9 protein-coding genes are annotated in these 19,293 nt (G+C 72.3%); all 9 read left to right on the forward strand.

Going from position 1 to position 19,293, the window contains the following annotated elements; all coding sequences use genetic code 11:
- Positions 1-90: 90 nt before the first annotated feature.
- From AC0685_RS38120 to AC0685_RS38160, 9 genes are read left to right on the forward strand one after another with little or no spacing between them, the layout of a single operon-like run.
- Entirely contained in the window at positions 91-3,894 is a 3,804-nt protein-coding gene (locus tag AC0685_RS38120; protein ID WP_478229934.1) for an amino acid adenylation domain-containing protein, read from the forward strand.
- Positions 3,891-10,232: an SDR family NAD(P)-dependent oxidoreductase gene (locus AC0685_RS38125; RefSeq protein WP_478229935.1), complete on the forward strand. Its 6,342-nt coding sequence runs from the start codon at positions 3,891-3,893 to the stop codon at positions 10,230-10,232. The genes AC0685_RS38120 and AC0685_RS38125 overlap by 4 nt, the downstream gene beginning before the upstream one ends.
- Positions 10,229-11,731 (forward strand): ABC transporter substrate-binding protein, encoded by a 1,503-nt coding sequence (locus AC0685_RS38130; RefSeq protein WP_478229936.1) that lies wholly within the window; start codon positions 10,229-10,231, stop codon positions 11,729-11,731. Before AC0685_RS38125 ends, AC0685_RS38130 begins: the two co-directional genes overlap by 4 nt.
- Positions 11,728-12,687 (forward strand): ABC transporter permease subunit, encoded by a 960-nt coding sequence (locus AC0685_RS38135; protein WP_478229937.1) that lies wholly within the window; start codon positions 11,728-11,730, stop codon positions 12,685-12,687. Before AC0685_RS38130 ends, AC0685_RS38135 begins: the two co-directional genes overlap by 4 nt.
- Positions 12,684-13,460 carry an ABC transporter permease subunit gene (locus AC0685_RS38140; protein WP_478229938.1) on the forward strand — a complete coding sequence of 259 codons (777 nt, stop codon included), beginning with the start codon at positions 12,684-12,686 and terminating at the stop codon, positions 13,458-13,460. The genes AC0685_RS38135 and AC0685_RS38140 overlap by 4 nt, the downstream gene beginning before the upstream one ends.
- Positions 13,457-14,854 carry an ABC transporter ATP-binding protein gene (locus AC0685_RS38145; protein ID WP_478229939.1) on the forward strand — a complete coding sequence of 466 codons (1,398 nt, stop codon included), beginning with the start codon at positions 13,457-13,459 and terminating at the stop codon, positions 14,852-14,854. The genes AC0685_RS38140 and AC0685_RS38145 overlap by 4 nt, the downstream gene beginning before the upstream one ends.
- On the forward strand, positions 14,839-16,206 hold the full coding sequence (locus AC0685_RS38150) for a class I SAM-dependent methyltransferase (RefSeq protein WP_478229940.1): 1,368 nt from the start codon (positions 14,839-14,841) through the stop codon (positions 16,204-16,206). The genes AC0685_RS38145 and AC0685_RS38150 overlap by 16 nt, the downstream gene beginning before the upstream one ends.
- Positions 16,203-17,327, forward strand: coding sequence for a class I SAM-dependent methyltransferase (locus AC0685_RS38155; RefSeq protein ID WP_478229941.1), 1,125 nt, complete (start codon positions 16,203-16,205; stop codon positions 17,325-17,327). The genes AC0685_RS38150 and AC0685_RS38155 overlap by 4 nt, the downstream gene beginning before the upstream one ends.
- The gene (locus AC0685_RS38160; RefSeq protein ID WP_478229942.1) at positions 17,324-19,291 is read left to right on the forward strand and encodes a condensation domain-containing protein; all 1,968 of its coding nucleotides are present in this window, start codon (positions 17,324-17,326) and stop codon (positions 19,289-19,291) included. The genes AC0685_RS38155 and AC0685_RS38160 overlap by 4 nt, the downstream gene beginning before the upstream one ends.
- Positions 19,292-19,293 lie beyond the last annotated feature (2 nt).

Consider the following 19,293-nt stretch of genomic DNA (forward strand, 5'->3'; position numbering starts at 1 on the left):
TCAGATGAAAATGATAGCCGTTTTCGTGTATGAAGGACAGCGCGTGACGGTTTCCGCCGTTTCGTTCCCACGACCGTGAAGGAGATCTGGGTGAGCGCGGTCCCGGCAGAGGCAGCAATCCCCCTCGACGACGTGATCGAGGCGGTGGCCGAAACACTCGACATCGCGTCCGCGACGGTCGGCGCGGACATCCCGCTGATGGCGTTGGGCTTGGAGTCGTTCACCGCGGTGCGGTTGCGGCGGCTGCTGCTGGACACCACCGGGGTCACCCTCGCGCTGACCGACTTCCTCGACCAGGCCACGGCCCGGTCCGTCGCCACCGCCCTCGGTGACCGGGCACGGCAGGACGATCCGGAACCGCGCGACGAGACCTTTCCGCTCACGCCCATCCAGACCGCGTACTGGGTGGGACGCGATCCGGCGTTTCCGCTCGGCGGCGTGGCCACCTTCTACTACCGGGAGTTCGAGCGCGACACACCGCCCGGCGAGGACGAGGCCGCTCTGCTGGGTGCCGCGTGGAACACCCTGGTGGAGCGTCATTCCGCGCTGCGCATGGTCGTCGACGCGGACGCCACCGGCCGGGTGCTCGCCAAGGTGCCGCCCTACCGGATCCCGGTGACGGACCTGAGGACACTGCCTGATCCCGACGCGGCGCGGGTCGCCGACGAGCTACGCGACGAGTGGTCCCACCAGACCCGGCCCACCGGCTGCTGGCCGTTGTTCGACCTCCATGTCGTACTACTGCCCGGGCAGCGCACCCGGGTGTGTGTCGGCGTGGACGTACTGGCGCTCGACCTCGCGGGCTGGATGCAGATCATGACGGAATGGGGTGCGCTGGTGGCCGACCCCGCCGCCGCGCTGCCCGAACCCGGCACCACGTTCGCCGAGTTGGCGCGCCGGCGGGCCGCGCGCCCGCCGGGCCCGGAGACCGAACGTGCCGGCCGCTACTGGGCCGACCGCACCCTGCCGCCGGGTCCCGCGCTGCCCACGGTCACGGACGTCGCCACGATCGGCGCGCACCGGTTCAGCAGGCGGGCCACCGAGCTGGACGCCGATCACTGGGCGGCGGTCAAGAAGACGGCCTCGTCGCACGGGGTCAGCCCGACGGCGTTGCTGCTGGCCGCGTACGGACTCACTCTCACTCGATGGGGTGCCATCGCGGCTTTCTGTCTCAACACCACCCTGTTCGACCGCCCGGATGATCCCGAGCTGGCGCATGTGGTCGGCGACTTCACCTCCACGGTGCTCGTGCAGATGCCCGTATGGGAACCGAAAACCGGCTTCGGCGCCTACGTGCGCGCAGTCAACGAGCAGTTCTGGTCCGATATGGACAATCGCGAGGTGGACGGCATGCAGGCCGCCCGCCGGAGTCCGGCCTCGCTCGGCGCGCCGGAGCATCCTGTGGTGTTCACCAGCGGGCTCGGCCTTTCACCCGGCGGCGACAACCCGGCCAGCTGGCTCGGCACCGAGGTGTTCGGCATCTCGCAGACGCCTCAGGTCCTGCTCGACCACATCGTCTACGAGGAGGGCGGCCGCCTTCGCGTGTGCTGGGACAGCGTCGACGGCGCCTATCCCGCGGGCCTCGTCGACGGCATGGCCGACGCGCATCTGCGTCTGCTGAGCACGCTGGCCGATCACCCGGATCGGTGGTCGGACCCGACGCTGGGCTGGATCCCCGCTTTCGCGCCGCACGCCACGTTGGACGCCGCGCCGTTCGGCGAGGCGGGCCCGCTGCTGGACGACCCTCTGCGCGCCGCCGCACGGGACATTCCGGAGGCGCCGGCGCTCTTGGCCGCCGAATCCGCGTTCAGCCACGGCGAACTCCTCCGCGCGGCCGAGGTGATCGGGCACGGGCTCACCACGGCCGGCGTCGGCCCGGGAGACCTCGTCGCGGTCTCGGCGCCCAAGGGCCCGGCCCAGATCGTGGCGATGCTCGGGGTGTCCGCGAGCGGTGCGGGCTACGTCCCGGTCGAACCGGCCTGGCCGGCCGAGCGCGTCGCCTCGGTGTGCGCGCAGGCCGGGATCGGCCACGCGCTCGTCACCGACGACGTCGAGCTGAGCTGGCCCGGCACCGTCGAGGTCCACCCCGTCGTCCTGGACGCCGCGGCCGGCACCGCCGGTCAGGCGAACCGTCCCGCGCCGGACGACCTCGCGTACGTGATCTTCACTTCCGGTTCCACGGGAAAGCCGAAGGGTGTGGCGATCGAGCACCGCGCGGCCCGCACCACGATCGACGACCTCGTCGACCGGTTCCCCCTCACCCGCGACGACCGGATGCTCGCTCTCTCGGCGTTCAGCTTCGACCTGTCCGTGCACGACGTGTTCGGCGTGCTCGGCGCCGGCGGGGCACTCGTCCTGCCGAGCGCCGACCGCCAGCGCGACCCCGGGCACTGGCTCGAGCTCATGGCCCAGCACCGCGTGACGTTGTGGAACACCGCCCCCGCGCTGCTGGAAATGCTCGTCGAATACGCCGAGATCGATCCCGGCCTCGCAGACCGCGCGCTGCGGTCGCTGCGGCTGGTCTTCCTTTCCGCCGACTGGATTCCCGTGACGCTGCCCGATCGGTTGCGCGCCCTCGCCCCGCACGTCGAGATCGTCAGCCTCGGCGGCGCGACCGAGGCGTCGATCTGGTCGATCTGCTACCCGATCGGCGACGTCGATCCGGACTGGCGCAGCATTCCCTACGGCCGCGCGCTACGCGGGCAGAGCTTCGACATCCTCGACCCGGCGGGCCTTCCGGTGCCGGTCGGTGTGCCGGGCGAACTGCACATCGGCGGCGACGGCCTGGCCCGTGGCTACATCGGCGACCCGGAGCAGACCGCGCAACGGTTCGTGCGGCATCCGGTACTGGACCGCAGGCTCTACCGGACCGGGGATCTCGGGCGGTGGCGTCACGACGGGACGATCGAATTCCTCGGCCGCGTCGACCGGCAGGTCAAGATCCGCGGCCACCGCATCGAACTCGGCGAGATCGAGTCCGTGCTCGACCGTGCGGACGGCGTCCGCAAATCCGTGGCACTGTCCGTACCCGGCCCCGACGACCGGCCGCGGCTGGTCGCCTTCCTCGTCCCGGCGGACACCGGGCGAATCCCGGACACCGCGGAACTCGCGGCACACCTGCGGACCAGGGTCCCCGAGTACATGGTGCCATCGCGGTTCACCGTGCTCGACCGGTTCCCGGTGACGGCGAACGGCAAGATCGATTACGCCGCCCTGCCCAACCCCTACCGTCGCACCGAACCCACCACCGCCACCAAACCGTCCACAGTGGACCAAGAGGAACCCGGCACCCCGCGGACCTGGCTTACCGAGGCCCTGACGCGCGCAGCAGGCCTGGGGCTCGAGGTGTCCCTGACCGTCTCCCCCGGCACACTCACCCCGGCCGACGCACTGGCCTCGGCCGCGGAATGGAGCCGCCGTACCAGGGCGGCGTCCGCGGCCCACGGCATCGACCTCGAGGAACGGCTCAGCGCGGACGGCCTCTTGAACCTCGCCCTTCCCTCGTCCACAAAGGACGCCGCGCCTACCCCGAACACCGCGGCGGCACCACCCGAACCCGAGCGACGAGAAGCAGCACCGGTGGCCGCCAGCCCCGAGCTGGAGGAAACCGTGTTGGGGGTGTTCCGGTCCCTGCTCGGCTCCGGTGTCGACGCCACGACCGCGTTCTTCGAGCTCGGTGCCACTTCCCTGACACTGGTGCTGGCGCACCGGCAGCTCGTCGCGCACGGATTCGACACGCTGACCGTGGTCGACCTGTTCGGCCACCCCTCCGTCCGCGCGCTCGCGGCGTTCCTGGCACCGCGCCAGAGCCCGTCGCCCGTCGAAGCGTCGGCACCTCCGGCACCGCGTGGACGCCGCGCCGCCCGGCAGCAGGCCGAGCAGGTCGCCCGATGATCGCGATCACCGGACTCGCCTGCCGTTTCCCCGGCGCGGTGGACGCCGCCGCGTTCTGGGACCTGCTGCTGGCAGGCCGCAGCGGCCTCACCCGGTTCGGCCCGGACGAACTGCGCGCGGCCGGAGTGCCCGAGGACCTGGCCACCGTGCCCGGGTACGTCCCGGTCGGTGGGCTCATCGACGGCCAGGACATGTTCGATCCCGAACCGTTCGGGCTCACCGACGCCGAAGCCGCGCTGATGGACCCGCAGCAACGGCTGTTCCTTCAAATGTCCTGGCAGGCCCTGGAGCAGGCGGGCCATGGCGGCGGCATCGGCGCGGGCACCGTCGGCGTCTACGCGGGCGCGTCGCAAAGCGCCTACCTGGCCAGCAATCTCGGCAGGCGCTGGGATCCGACCGGCGGCGGAGCCGATCCGGTCGGAAGTCTGCGCACGGCGATGGCCACGCACGGCGACTACCTGCCTTTGCAGGTCGCGTACCGGCTGAACCTGACCGGGCCCGCGATGTCGATCACCAGCACCTGTTCGAGCTCGCTGGTCGCGGTGCACATGGCGGCCCAGGCACTGCTGGCCGAGGAATGCGACACCGCGCTCGCGGGCGGGGCCTCGCTCATCGTGCCGCAAGGGCACGGCTATCTCCACGTGCCGGACGGGATCTACGCCGAAGACGGCGTCGTCCGGCCCTACAGCGCGGACGGCACCGGAATCGTCTACACCCAGGGCGTCGGCGCGGTCGTGCTGCGGCGGCTGGCCGACGCGCTGGCCGACGGGGACCCCGTGCTCGCGGTCCTGCACGGCTCGGCGGTCAACAACGACGGGGCGGTCAAGGCGGGATTCACCGCGCCGTCACCGCGGGGCCAGGCCAGGGTCATCGCGGAAGCGCAGACGGTCGCGGGCGTCGCGCCACGCCAGGTCGGTTACGTCGAGGGCCACGGCACCGCGACGGCGCTCGGCGACCCCATCGAAGTCTCGGCCCTGCGCACCGTGTTCGGGCCGAGCGACCAGCCGTGGTGCGGGCTTGGCTCGGTCAAGGCGAACATCGGGCACGCCAACACCGCCGCCGGGATCGCGTCGTTGATCAAGACCGTGCTCGCGCGGTCCCACGGTGTGCTGCCCCCGGCACCGCATTCGGAGCCGGTCAACCCGCGGCTCGGACTGGCGGGTTCCGCCTTCGCGCTCTCCGGTGATGCCCGGCCGTGGCCCGCGGACGCGGAGTTCGCGGGCATCAGCTCCTTCGGTATCGGCGGCACCAACTGCCACGTCGTCCTCGGCCCCGCACCGGCGCGGCCACCGTCCACACCGGACGAACGGCCGCAGATCCTAGTCGTGTCCGGGCAGACCGATGCCGCCACCCGCCAGGCGGCCCGCGATCTGAGTGAGCATCTCCCAAGCCTCAAGGACTCCGCCGACCTCGCGGACCTGGCACACACCCTGGACGAGGGCCGGACCCGGCACAGCAGGCGCATCGCCGTCGTCTGCGCGCCCGCCCGGATCGACGCCGCCGCGGCCGCACTGCGTGAAGCGCGGCCTGTACCGGCTTCCCGCCCCCGGGTGATCTTCGCGTTCCCAGGAGCGGGAAGCCAGTACCCGGGCATGGGATCGGCGCTCTACGCGAGCGAACCGGTGTTCGCCAGGACGGTCGACACCTGCGCCGAGCTGCTGCTTCCCCTGACCGGCCACGACATCCGGCACGTACTCGACGGCCGTGAACACCAGGTCCGGGACGCGGCGATCGGGCTGCCCGCGTTGTTCGCGGTCTCGCTGGCCACCGCGCGGTTGCTGGAGTCGTGGGAGGTCCGGCCGGACGTCGTGCTGGGGCACAGCCTCGGCGAGTACACCGCCGCCGTGGTGTCGGGAGGGCTCGCCCTGCCGGACGCCGCCCGGCTGGTGGCGGTGCGCTGCACCGAGGTGTCGCGTGCCGCCGGCGGCGGGGCGATGCTGTCGCTGGACCTCGCCGACGTCTCCGGCCTGCTGGCGGCACATCCGGATGTCGACCTCGCCGCGCTGAACGGGCCCGCCGGATCCGTGGTGTCCGGTCCGGCAGGCGCCATCACGGCGCTGGAAGCCGAAGCGACCGCCGCGGGAACCCGGTGCCGACGGCTGCACGTCGACACGGCACTGCATTCCCGGCTCGTCGACCCCGCGATCCCCGCCGTCCGTGCCGCGGCGGCGAAGCTCGCCGCCACCGCCCCGGAAATCCCGATGGTCAGCACGCTCACCGGTACCACGGTCACCGATGAACTCGCGACGGCCGAACACTGGGCGCGACAGCTGCGGGACCCCGTCCTGTTCTCCCCAGCCCTGCGGGTCGCGCTCGATCCGGCGCCGGCCGTGCTGGTCCAGGTCGGTCCCGGCAGCAGCCTGGTGACGCTGGCCCGCGCACACGGCGACCCGGCGCTACTCGATTCGGCCATCACGCTCGACCACGACCGCGCAGACCTCGAAGCCGAATCCGCTCGCGCCGCCGTCGCCCGCTTGTGGGCGTATGGCGGGAAAGTCAGCCTCGGCGCGCAACGTCGCGGTCAGCGTGCACGTGTCGCCGCGCCCGGGTACGCCTTCCAGCCCCGGCGGCTCTGGATCGACCCACCTGCCGGACCGGTGACGCCTGCCCGTGCTCCCGGGCTCCTCCGGCTGCCCCGGTGGCGTCAGCTTCCCCCGCTCTCCGGCACGACGCCGACGGGCCGCTTCCTGCTGGCCGCCGATTCCGCGTCACCGGTGGCCAACGCACTCGCTATGTCCACAGTGGAGGATCACGAACCCGGAACACCTATCGACGGCGTCGTCGTGCTGACCGCACCCGGGCAGGACGTGAGCGATGTCGTCCTCGCACACGCCGAGCTCGCGAGGAAGCTCAGCGGGATGACCGTGCCGAAGCTGCTGGCGGTCACTTTCGGCGCGGACCGGGTCGAAAGCCTCGACGCGGTGGCGGCCGGCGCCGCCGCGGCCCGTGCGCTCAGCCGGATCCTGGCGCAGGAACATCGCGGGATCCGCTGGCGCACGGTCGATCTTCAGCCGGACACCGACCCGGACCTCGCGGCGAAAGCGATACTGGACGAACTCGCGGATCTCGTCCGGTCGCCGGACGAACGGGGCGGGCAAATCGCCTGGCGATCCGGAGTCCGCTGGCAGCGGGACATCGAGCCCTGGCCGCTCACCCCGCCGTCCACGATCGTCCAGGGACCGCGGCGAGCCGTCGTGTCCGGTGGTCTCGGTGACGTCGGACTCGTCGTCGCTGAACGCCTCGCCCGGCGTGGCGCCGCGGTCGTGATCACCTCGCGGCGCCCGGTCGCCGACGTGCCCGACGCGGCCCGGACCCTCGACGCGCTGAAAGCCGACGGCCTCGACATCCGGACCAGGACGCTCGACGCGTCCGATGTGGACGGTTGGCGCGGCCTGCTCGCCGAACACGAGCCCGACGTGATCGTGCACGCCGCCGGAGCGGCCGCCACCACCCGCGCCGTTCCGCTTCGCGACATCACGCCGGACCAGGTCACCGCGCAGCTGCGGGGCAAGGTCGGTGGTGCACGGGCACTCCAGGCGGCCATCGACGCGCTGCCCGAGGCGTCCAGGCCCGACCTGGTGGTACTGATGTCCTCGGCCGCCACACTGGTCGGCGGGATCGGCACCGGCCCGTACGCGGCGGCCAACGCCGCGCTCGACGCGCTCGCGACCGCCAACACCGGCTGGACGAGCGTCGTCTGGGACGGCTGGAGCGTCGGGCCCGGCGGCGCGGACCGGGAAGTGGCCCTTCGCGACGCGCTCGACGCCGCGACCGGCGGCCGGGCCTTCGACCTGGTACTCGACCGGCATCTCGCCGGATCCGTGCCGCCGGTCGTCGCGGTGTCCCGCACTGATCTCACCGAACGCATGGCCGCCGCGGCGTACACCGCACCGGGTGAGCCGGGTGAGGCCGGTGTGTTCGCCGACCCACTGCAGGAGCGGATCGCACGGCTGTGGAGCGACCTCTTCGGCGTCGCGATCACCTCGCCGGAAGCGGATTTCTTCGCGCTGGGCGGCCATTCCCTGCTCGCGACCGGCATGCTCGCCGCCCTCACCCAGGACCACGGTGTCCGGCTGCGGCTGGCCGATCTGCTCGCCGCCCCGACCGTGGCCGGGCTGGCGAGCCTGCTGCGAGCGCGCGACGTCACTCCCCCATCGCCCCGGACTCCGGCTCCGGCGGCCCACGCCGAGCCCGATTCCTTTCCGCTGACCCGGGTCCAGCACGCGTACTGGATCGGCCGCGACGGCGGCTACCGCTGGGGGGACGTGCCGTGTCACTTCTTTCTCGAGTACGACTGTGCCGAGCTGGACCTGGCGCGTTACGAGGACGCGTGGAACAAGGTGATCGCCCGGCACCCGATGCTGCGTTCCATCGTGGACTCGCAGGGCCAGGCGCGGGTGCTGCGCGACCTGCCGCGGTACCGGATCCGCACCCACGATCTGCGTTCACTGTCCGAAGTGGACCGCAACCGTCGCCTTTCGGCCATCCGCGATCGCGTCAGTCTCAAACCCGGCCCCGCCGACCGCTGGCCGCTGTTCACGGTCCAAGCGGCCCTGCTGCCCGACGGCCGGACCCGCTTGTTCCTCGGCGTGGACGTGCTCATCTGCGACGCCGCGAGCTGGTGGATCGTCGATCGCGACCTGCACGCCTGCTACACCGATCCCACCCGCGTGCTCGAGCCGGTCGGGATCCACCCCGCCGACTGCGTCCAGGCGCTCGAAGCACGACGTGACGGAGCGGACGGTGCCCGCGCCGCCGAGTACTGGCGTGCCCGGCTGACGGCGATCCCCGAGGCACCGTCCATCCCCGTCGACGAGGACGCCACCGCGGGCCGCTTCGTCCGGCACGCCGCGACACTCGACACCGCGAGCTGGGAACGCTTACGGCGGCTCGCCGCCGAGCACCGCGTCACCCCCACGGCCGTCCTGCTCACCGTGTACACCGACGTGCTCGCGGCCTGGTCGGGCCGGGACGCGTTCAGTGTGATGCTCACGCTGTTCGACCGGCCGGACATCCACCCGGACGTCCCGAACGTCGTCGGCGACTTCACCTCCCTGGTCCTGCACGCGACCGAGGAGGCTGACATCGGCACCTTCGCCGAACGGGCCCGTCGCACCCAGCGGCGGCTGTTCGACGACCTCGACCACCGCGAGTTCTCGGCGCTGGACGTGCTCGCGGAGAAGTCCAGCGCCCAGGGCGAGGTCGCCGCCGTGCCCGTCGTGTTCACCAGCGCGCTCGGGCTGACCGAGGTCATCGGCGCCGGCCACGACCCGCGCTGGATCGGCCGGAAGGTCGCCGCGCTGAGCCAGACCCCGCAGACCCTGCTCGACCACCAGGTGCTCGAAGAGGGCGAGGAACTGTTGCTGCAATGGGATGTCCTCGACCCCGTGGTGCCGCCCGGGCAGGTCGCCACCGCGATCGCCGACCACGTCGCCCGGGTCAAGCGACTCGCCGACGATCCGGCGTCGTGGACCGGCGGATCGGAGGCGCCGGTGGAGGACGCCGACATCGCGTTGCTGCTGCGGGAAGGCACCCCGAACGGCCGGACGCTGTTCCTGCTGCACCCCTCCGGCGGGGACGTGCTGTGCTACACGGAGCTGTCCCGGCTGATCGACCGGGATACCACCGTCGTCGCCCTGACCGATCCCGGCCTGTCCGGTGGCGAAGCGCCGGACAGCGTGGACGCGCTGGCCGCGCTGTATCTCGGTGTGATCCGCCGCCACCAGCCCGCCGGCTCGTATCTGCTGGGTGGCTGGTCGATGGGCGGTGACCTGGCCCAGCGGGTGGCCTGTCTGCTGCACGAGATCGGCGAGCACACCGAACTGCTGGTGCTGCTGGATTCCAACGAGCCGAGTCACATCACCGATGTCCCGGGCGGTCCCGCCGAGGTCCGCCGCCGCTACCTCGCGTCGCTGGCGGGCTATCTCGACACGGAACTCGTCGCCTCCCAGGAGCCCACACAGTCCGAAGTGGACACTGTGTTGCGAGAGCACGGATTGCTTCGCGCGGGCACCAGCGCCGCCGGACGCGTCGAGGTGTTCGCGCGGCATCTGCGGGGGCTGGCCGCCTACCGGCCACCGCGGCTCGGCGACCCGGGAACCCGCACCCTGATCGTCAAGGCGGGGCAGCGATCTCCGGTCAACTCCGGTATCGGCATGGGCGTCGACGACGTCCCCGGTGATCCTGCCGACCTCGGCTGGACGCCCCTCCTCACCCGGCCGCCCACTACGTCCACAGTGGACGCGCACCACTACGCCCTGCTGCGCGGCGAATCGGTCGCCGCGATCGCGGCGCTGATCAACGACGAACTCTCCCGCCTCGAAAGGCCGACCTCGTGACCCGCGTTTCCCGCCGCCTCGCCCTCCTGGTCGCGGCCACCCTGACGGCCACCGCCTGCACTTCGGGCAACGCCACCCCGGCCTCGGGGGATCTCCTGCGCTACGCGGCGGTCGGCTCGGCGGCTACCGCGAGCAACGACCCGCACGGCGGGCTCGGCAACGAATCCGACGCGCTGCGGTTCGCCCTGCTCTACGACGTGCTCACCGTCGCGGGCCCCGACGGCACCACGGCGCCCCGGTTGGCCACCGCTTGGGAACCGGACGCCTCGCTGACCAGGTGGAAGATCACCCTGCGCGCGGACGCCACGTTCAGCGACGGCCGGAAAGTGAGCGCCGCAGACGCCTTGTACTCGCTGCGCCGGATGCAGGCCAAGGCGGCCGAGAACTACGGCCGGATGGCGATGTTCGACCTGGACGTCTCCCGCGCGATCGACGCGTCGACGCTGGAGCTGCGCACGCGGACGGCGTTCGCGGCGGTGCCGGAAGCCCTGCAGTCGGCGACCTTCGTGGTGCCCGAAGGCACGACGGACTTCAGCACGCCCGCGCCGGGGTCCGGGCCGTACCGGATGACCGGTGGTGACCCCGCCAACGCCGTCCTCGAACGCAACGACGGCTGGTGGGGAACGAAACCGCCGACGAAGCGGATCGAGATCCGCGCGCTGGCCGACCCGCAGGCCCGCGCGGACGCGGTCCGTTCGGGGCAAGCCGACGTCGCGGGCAGTGTCAGCCCGGCCGCGGCCGCGCAGGCCGAACGCGCCGGCACGCAGGTGGTCCGCCGTCCCGCGGTCACCACCTACCCCGTGGTGATGCGGCTCGACCGGGCGCCGTTCGACAAGCCCCAGGTGCGCGAAGCCGTCAAGCTCGCCACCGACCGGCAGCAACTCACCGACACCGTGTTCGGCGCGTACGGCAAGATCGGCAACGACCTGCTCACCCCTGCCGATCCCAGCAGCCCTCAGCTCCCCCAACGGGTTCGCGATCTCGATCGGGCCCGCGCGCTGATGGCCGAAGCCGGGTACCAGGGCGGTGTGGACGTCACTTTGCACACCACGACCGCGTACCCCGGGATGGACTCCACCGCGACGCTGCTCGCCCAGCAGCTCGCGCCGATCGGCCTCAAGGTCACCGTGAAGGTCGATCCGCCGGAGAGTTTCTGGACGAAGACCTACGCGCAGGCCGACTTCTACGTCAGCTACCTCGGCGGGATCGGCTTCCTCGACGTGTCCCGCATCGCGCTGCGCGCGGCCTCGCCCACCAACGAGACCGCGTGGAACCGCCCTGACTGGGAACGCGACCTCGACGCCGCGCTCGCCGACCCCGACACCACGCGCCGCACTCAGTCTTTCGGTGTCCTGCAGGGGAAGCTTCGGGACGAGGGCGGCTACCTCGTCTGGGGAGTCGGGGACGGGCTCGACCTGTCCCGTCCCGGCGTCGGCGGCTTGCCGACCGGGCCCGGGTTCGCGCGGCTGTTCATCGACCAGGTCCGGATCACCGCGTGAGTGCTCGTTCGTCGTTGGCCCGCACGGGGAGCCTCGTGCTGGTGCGGGCCGCCGCGACCGCCGTCGTGGTCTCGGCCGTGGTGTTCGCCGCGGTCAATGCCCTGCCTTCGGACGCGGCCGAGACCCGGACCGGGAACCGCGCGGACGCGGAAACCCTGCGGCAGCTGCGGGAAACCCTCGGACTGGACGCACCGCTGTGGCAGCGCTGGGGACAGTGGACCGCGGCGATCCTGCGCGGTGATTGGGGACGTTCGCTCGTCACCGACCGGCCGGTCGCCGATTTGCTGCTGCCCCGGCTCGAAGCCACGGCCGTGCTCACGGCGGCGGCGGTGCTGCTCGCGCTGCCGCTCATGTTCGCGCTCGGCTGGGCCATCGGCGGCAGCAGGCCCGGATGGGCACGGCGGTGGGCCGCCCTGAGCACGACCGTCTCGTCGATCCCGCAGGTCGCCGTGGTCGCTGGTCTCGTCCTCGTCCTCAGCGCACTGCTCGGGTGGCTGCCTCCGGTGTCACTGCTGCTGCCCGGCGGGTCGCCGCTGGACCGGCCGGACCTGCTGGTGCTGCCGTCGCTCGCGCTCGCCCTGCCGGCCGCGGCCTGGGGCGGCGGACTGCTCGGTGGCGCCGTCGCGGACGCCTGCGCGGCACCCCACGTCCGTGACGCCGTGGCGCGGGGTGTCACCGGCCTGCGGCTGCATGTCCGGCACGTGCTGCCGTTCGTGCTGTCCCCCGCGATCCGCGCGGCCGCGACGCTGACCGCCGGCACCGTCACCGCGGCGGCCGTCGTCGAAACCATGCTCGGTTACCAGGGGCTGGGCGAATTGCTGGTCACCGCGGTCGCCGGCCGGGATACGCCGGTCGTCGCGGCGGTCGGGTTGATCGGCGCGCTGATCGTCGTCGTGGGCACCGCTCTGGCGGACCTCGCGGCCACGGCCGCCGATGTCCGGCGGGAACGGCGATGAAGACCGGCTGGTTCACCGCGGCGGCGCTCGCGGTCGTCACGCTCGCCGGAGGCCTGCTGGCGCCACGGGATCCGGCGGCCGTCTCGGGTGCGCCGTTCACGCCGCCCGCGCTCGGCCACGTGCTGGGCACTGACGTGCTGGGCCGGGACGTACTGTCACGGTCGCTGGCGGGCGGGGCCGGTCTGGTGCTGCTAGCGGCCGCGGCGGGGGCGCTCACCTGCTTGGTGGGTGTCGCCGGTGGACTGGTCGCGGGCTGGAATGACGGCCTGCCGGGGAGGCTGATCACCGGACTCGCCGATGTCCTCGTGGCGCTGCCACTGCTGCTGGTCGCGCTCGTGCTCGCGGTGGCCGTGCCCGGTCCGGTCGCGGTCGTCGTGGCCACGGTGTGCGGCGGAGCGCCGCTGACGACGCAAATCGTCCGCGACACCACCCGCCGGACCCGTGCGGCGGGCTGGGCCGACGCCGCCCGCTGCCGGGGCGAGCACACCGCGGTGCTGCTGGTGCGGGAAATGGCTCCGGCCATGGCCGGGCTGATCGTGGCCGAGGCGGGCCTGCGGTTCGTGCTCGGGCTGCAACTGGCCTGCACGATGACACTGCTCGGGTTCGGTGCCCAGCCGCCAGAGCCGGACTGGGCGCTGATGCTGCGCGAAAACCTGCCAGGGGCCGCGGACAACCCCGCCGCCGTGGCCACGCCGGCGCTCCTGCTCGCGGCGCTGGCCTGCCTGGTCACGTGGGCGCTGCGAGCACGCCGCCGGGAACCGGTGATGGCATGACCCCCGCGGAGCTGACCGTGCGCGGCCTGACCGTCCACAACGGACTCGGCCATACCGTGCTCGACGACGTCAGCCTGGACGTACCCGCGAACACCGTGGTGGCCGTGACCGGCCCGTCCGGCAGCGGGAAGACGACCCTGCTGCGGACGATCCTCGACGTCCTGCCGCCCGGGCTGCGCAGGGTGGACGGCGAAATCACGTGGGCCGGGTCACCGGTGCCACCCGGCCGCTCGTCGGCCGCTTGGCGACGCCGGGCCACCGGCCTTCTCGGCCAGGACCCGGCGGGCACCATGAATCCTCTGTGGACGGTTGAGCGCCTGGTGTCCGAATCGGGTGGGAGCCAAGTCGACGAGGCGCTGCTCACCGCCGGACTGGACCCCGCCACGGTCCGGAGGAAACGGCCGCATCAGCTCTCCGGCGGGCAGGCTCAGCGAGTCGCCCTCGCCCGGGCGATCGCCGGTCGTCCCCCGCTTCTGCTGCTCGACGAACCGACCAGCGCGCTGGACACGGACGCCGTCCGCCGCGTCGCCGACGTGGTCCGCCGACGCCGCGACGAAGGTATCGGCGCCACCCTGGTCATCTCGCACGACCGTGAGTTCGTGGCCGCGCTGGCTGATCGCGTGGTCGACCTCGGCTCGCCGCCGCTCGTCCTGCCTTCGTCGCCCGCACGACCGCCGACCACCGAAGCAGTCCTCACGGTGTCCGCAGTGGGCATCGAGCGACCCGTATCTCTGGTCCGTGACGCGACGTTCACTGTGCACGGTGGCGAACTGGTCGCGCTCGTCGGCGCGTCGGGTAGCGGGAAGACGACGTTGTTGCGGGCGCTGGCGGGACTTCACGATGTCCACACCGGACAGATCATCCTGGACGGCCGTCCGCTGCCGTCGCTTCGGACCCGAGACAGGGACCAGCTGCGCGCGATCCAGTACCTGGCTCAAGATCCGCTCGACGCCCTCAACCCCGCACACCGGGCGGTCACCGCGATCGCCCGCCCCGCCCGGGTCCTGCGCGGATTCTCCCGTCACCAGGCCCGTTCGGCGGCGGAGGAGCTCCTGACCGCCGTCGGGCTCGACCCCGCGACCGGACGACGACGTCCCGGCGCGCTGTCCGGCGGCCAGCGGCAACGTGTCGTCCTCGCCCGCGCGCTCGCCACCCGGCCGCGGCTGCTGCTCGCCGACGAACCGACGTCGGCACTCGACGACGAGACCGCCGAGACCGTGCTCGGGCTGCTGGCCCATCACCGAGCCGACGGTATGGCCGTCCTGGCCGCCACCCACGACCCCCGCGTCGTCCGCCACGCGGACCGAGTCCTGCGGCTGCACGACAGCCTGCTCGCCGAAACCGCGGTGAACCCGCGCGACGAAGGAGGAATCACCCTGTGCCCGAACCGCTGACCAGGCCCGACATCACACTCTTCGCCACGGCGGCGGCGAAGCTGCGCGCCCACCCGTGGATCGGCCATGCCGAGCCCACGGACTCGGGCGTACGGATCCATCCCGCCGCGCATTTGCTCGCGACGACGCCGGCGCCGGGCGCGCTCGTCACCGAGTACCTCGAGCACTGGAGCGAGGTCTACCAGCTGACCTATGGCGCCGCTCCCCGCGATGTCCCCGGGGACCTCGACCTCAGCGGCTGGCGGGCTTCCGACACCGGCGAACCGCTGCCCACCGTCCATATGCGACAGTGGGTGGAGCGCACCGTCGACCTCATCGCGGGCCTGCGGCCGGAGTGGATACTGGAGCTGGGTTGCGGCACCGGCATGCTCCTGCACCGGCTCGCTCCCCACGTCCGGGGCTATGTCGGCACCGACGTCGTCGCCGATTCCGTCCGCCCGCTCCCCTCCGTACCGGGCACCGTGAAGACCGTGCGCGCGGCCGCCCACGAAACGGACGCTCCCGTGGTGTCCTCCGCGATGACCACCGCCGGCTTCCCCGTCGCGGGGCCCGACTGCGTGGTGCTCAACTCCGTGACCCAGTGCTTCCCCGACACCGGCTATCTGGACGCGGTAGTGCGCGCGGCCGTGCGCACGGTGGCCCCGGGCGGGTATGTGGTGATCGGCGACAACCGGCACGCGGGGCTGCACACCGATTTCAGCACGTGGGTCGAACAGCGGCGCGGCGCCGGTCCCGAACTCGGCGACCGTGCCGCGGCCAGGGCCGCGAGGGACGAGGAACTGCTGTTCGACCCCGTCGCGCTGGCGCGGATCGCCACCAAGGCCGGTGCCGACGCCGGGCGCGAGATCCGGATCGCGACATTTCCCAAGCTCCTCGACGCGGATTCCGAGCTGACCCGCTACCGCTTCGACTGCGTTCTCGCGGTCGATCCGGGCTTCCCGTCGACCGATCCCCGCCCACTGCGCTGGTCGGACGTCGCGGACCGGCTGGACACCGTGCTCGACGGCTCCGGCGTCCGGATCCCGGACATCCCCAACGGCGCGCTCCCCGACGCGCCGGGATCGTCGATCACCGCCGCCCGGTTGGCCACGCTGGTGGCCCGGAACGACGCGCGCGTGACGCTGGCCGCCCACGATCCCCGGCTGCTCGAGGTGGTGTCCCCCGCCTCGGCGGCTTGGCGCCCGGCCGCCGAAGTCGCCGCCCTGCCCGGCGGGAACACCCACGAACCCTTGCGGCGCTTCACCCTGCAGCGGATGCGTGCCACGGCCCGCGCCTGTTTGCGCGACCTGCCCGGCGCCCACGGTGTCACCGTCGAGGTCGACCCCGCTCCGCACCCGGCGAGCACGTCGTGATCGCCGCGGAACCCTGCCACCGGGCCGGTCTGGCCGCCATCGACGGCGTCGACCTCGCGGCCCTGCCCGAGGCGATGCATGGGCTGGACGACGCGGCGACGGACACCATGGCGGCCACGCTCCGCCGGGCGGGGCTGTTCCGGCCTGGCGTCAGCCACCGCCCCGAGCAGGTCCTCCAGCGGCTGCGGGTCGCCGAACGGCACCGCTGGATCGTCCGCGGCTGGCTGCGCGCCCTGATCGGCCACGGGAAGCTGCGCGCGTCGGACGACGGCACCGTGCTGCGTGACCTCGCCCCGGCGCCCGCGCATCCCGCGCCACTGGCCGAGTTCTGCGCACGGCTGGGTTATCCGGCCGAGGTGAGCGGGTTCTTCGACGCCGCCGCGGCGCGGCTACCCGAGCTGCTACGCGACGAAGTCACCCTGCAGTCCGTGCTGTTCGGGACCGACAGCACGGCGACCGCGGACGGCGTCTACCGCGAGAACGTGATCAACGGCTACCTCAACGCGGCCCTCGTGGAAGTCCTCCGTACGGAATCGCCCGCGGCGCCGCGCATCGTGGAACTCGGCGCGGGTGTCGGGGCCACCGCGATCCCTGTCCTGAGTGGACTGACCGGCGGCCTCGACTACCTGTTCACCGACGTGTCCCGTTATTTCCTCGACAGCGCCGAAAAGATCCTGGCGCACGACGAGCGGGTGCGGTTCGGCGAACTCGACATCAACGACCCCGGCACGCACTTGGTCGAGCCGGAATCCTGTGACGCCGTGATCGCGGCGAACGTCCTGCACAACGCCGTCGACGTCCGTGCCGTTCTCACCACGGTGCGGTCCTGGCTGCGGCCCGGCGGGCTGCTGCTCGTCGTCGAGTCCTGTGGCGACCTCCTCCAGGCCGCGGTCTCCATGCAGTTCCTGATGTCCCCGGCCGCCGGTCGTCCCGCCGCAGGCTCGGCGGATCTGCGCGCCGGGAGCGACCGGATCTTCCTCACCCGCGACGAATGGCTCGGCGAATTCCGCCACGCGGGCCTGCGGCCACTGCTGGACCTGCCCCGTCACGACCACCCGCTCAGCACACTCGGCCAGTCGCTGCTGGCCGCCACCCCTTCGGAACCTGGAGCACTCTCATGACCACCACCCTTGACCACCGGGAGCCCCTGGCCGAGATCTGGGGCAAGCTGCTCGGGCTCGACCCCGCCGAGGTCCCGCACGACGCGGGTTTCCTCACCCTCGGCGGCGATTCCGTGCTCGCCGTGCGCATGTCCGCGCAGGTCCGCAAGCAGCTCGGCGTCGTGCTCGCGCTGTCCGACATCCGTGTCGAGATCACTCTCACCGAGCTCGCCGAGCTGATCGCCCGCCGCGCCACCGGCGGTGGCCGGGCCCTGCCCGTGGAGGTCGCCAAGCGCGCAGACCCGGACGAGCCGTTCCCCTTGCTTCCCCTGCAGCAGGGGTACTTCGTCGGCCAGCAGGACGGCTGGGAACTGTCCTACCCGTCCGCACACCACTACGTCGACATCGGACTGTCCGAAGTGGATCCCGACGACGCACCGGAAGCACTGCAGGACGCGCTGCGTCGGCTGGTCGTGCACCAGCCGACGCTGCGGGCCCGCGTGCTGCCCGACGGACGGCAGCGGATCCTTCCCGCGGACGATCCGGCGACGGTGCCCGGCCTCGTCGTCGCCGACCTTCGCGGCGTCCCGGCCGATGACGTCGCACGCTCACTGGCCTCCCTGCGGCACGAGATGAGCACGAACGGTCCCAATCCCGGCGAAGGCCCGGGCATCGACATCCGGCTGACACTGCTCGACGACGGCAACGCGCGGCTGCACTGCGCGGTGAGCCTGCTCATCATCGACGGCTGGTCGTCCAATGTGTTCTATCGCGACCTGTTCGCACTGGTCGCCGACTGGAACGCCACCCTCGCACCGCTGGAGGTCGACTACGGCGACTATGTGACGTCGGTACGGCGACTGCCCGGCACCGCGGCGTGGGAGGCCGACCGCGACTGGTGGTTCGACCGGCTCCCCGGCTTCGGGCAGCCGCCCGCCCTGCCGCTGCGTCTCGACCCCGCCGAAGCGCGTCCCGATCTCATGGCCACGACACAGGAAACCCTGGACGCGCCGACCTGGGCCGCCGTGCGAGCACAGTGCGCCGCGCACGGCGTCACCCCCTCCGCGGCCGTGTTCACCGCCTACGCGTGCGTTCTCGCCCGTGCCGCCGGGCATCGCGTCATGCTGCTGAACTCCTTGCAGCTCAACCGGTTGCCACTGCATCAGGACGTGCACCGCATCATCGGCGCGTTCGCCTCGACCATGCTGATCCCCGTCGAGCTGGACGCTTCGGCTTCCTTCGCTGACCTCGCGCTGGCATGCCAGCGTCAGTTCGGCGACGCCGCCGCGCACAACCTCGTCAGCGGTGTCGAGGTGTCCCGTGAGCTGGGCAGGCACCGCGGAACACACCGGCCGGTGGCGCCCGTGGTCTTCCAAAGCACCCTCGGCATGGACGCGGCGATGGGCCAGCGGCTGCCCGGGGACGCCGGGCCGCTCGGGGTGATCGACATGCACGACCACCACCAGCAGCTGCGCACCCCGCAGGTCGCGCTCGAAGTCCGGCTGTTCGAACTCGACGACACCATGACCGCGGTGTTCTCCTACGTCGAGGAGATCTTCGAACCCGGCCTCATCACCGGCATGTTCGCCGAACTGCTCGACCACGTCCGGACGCTCGCCGAGCCGGGCACCTGGGACTTGCCCGTCCCGCTGCCCGGCCGGGAACATCCCGATCCGGCTCCGGACACCCTGGTATTGGGCCGGTATGCGCGATCCGACACGGCGGAGGCCGAGGAATCCGGCCCCGCGCGTGACGACGTGGAACGCCGGATCGCCGCGCTGTGGCAGGAAATCCTCGACGTCGCGGAAGTCGACCGGGCCGGGAACTTCTTCACGATGGGCGGGGACTCGCTGCTCGCCGTGCGCGCACTGGCCCGCGTCGCCCGCGAGACCGGCACCGCGGTGAGCGTCCGTGACTTCCTCACCTCACCGACCATCGCGAGTGTGGCCGCCCGGATCCGCGCCGCACGGCCACATTCGACGTGAAC

Source organism: Amycolatopsis sp. NPDC043889, assembly GCF_056435645.1.

What these genes read in the sequence shown, in the direction of transcription:
- AC0685_RS38125 (WP_478229935.1), top strand. Translation starts at nt 3,891, where the DNA reads ATGATCGCGATCACCGGACTCGCCTGCCGTTTCCCCGGCGCGGTGGAC.
- AC0685_RS38140 (WP_478229938.1), top strand. Translation starts at nt 12,684, where the DNA reads ATGAAGACCGGCTGGTTCACCGCGGCGGCGCTCGCGGTCGTCACGCTC.
- AC0685_RS38145 (WP_478229939.1), top strand. Translation starts at nt 13,457, where the DNA reads ATGACCCCCGCGGAGCTGACCGTGCGCGGCCTGACCGTCCACAACGGA.
- AC0685_RS38160 (WP_478229942.1), top strand. Translation starts at nt 17,324, where the DNA reads ATGACCACCACCCTTGACCACCGGGAGCCCCTGGCCGAGATCTGGGGC.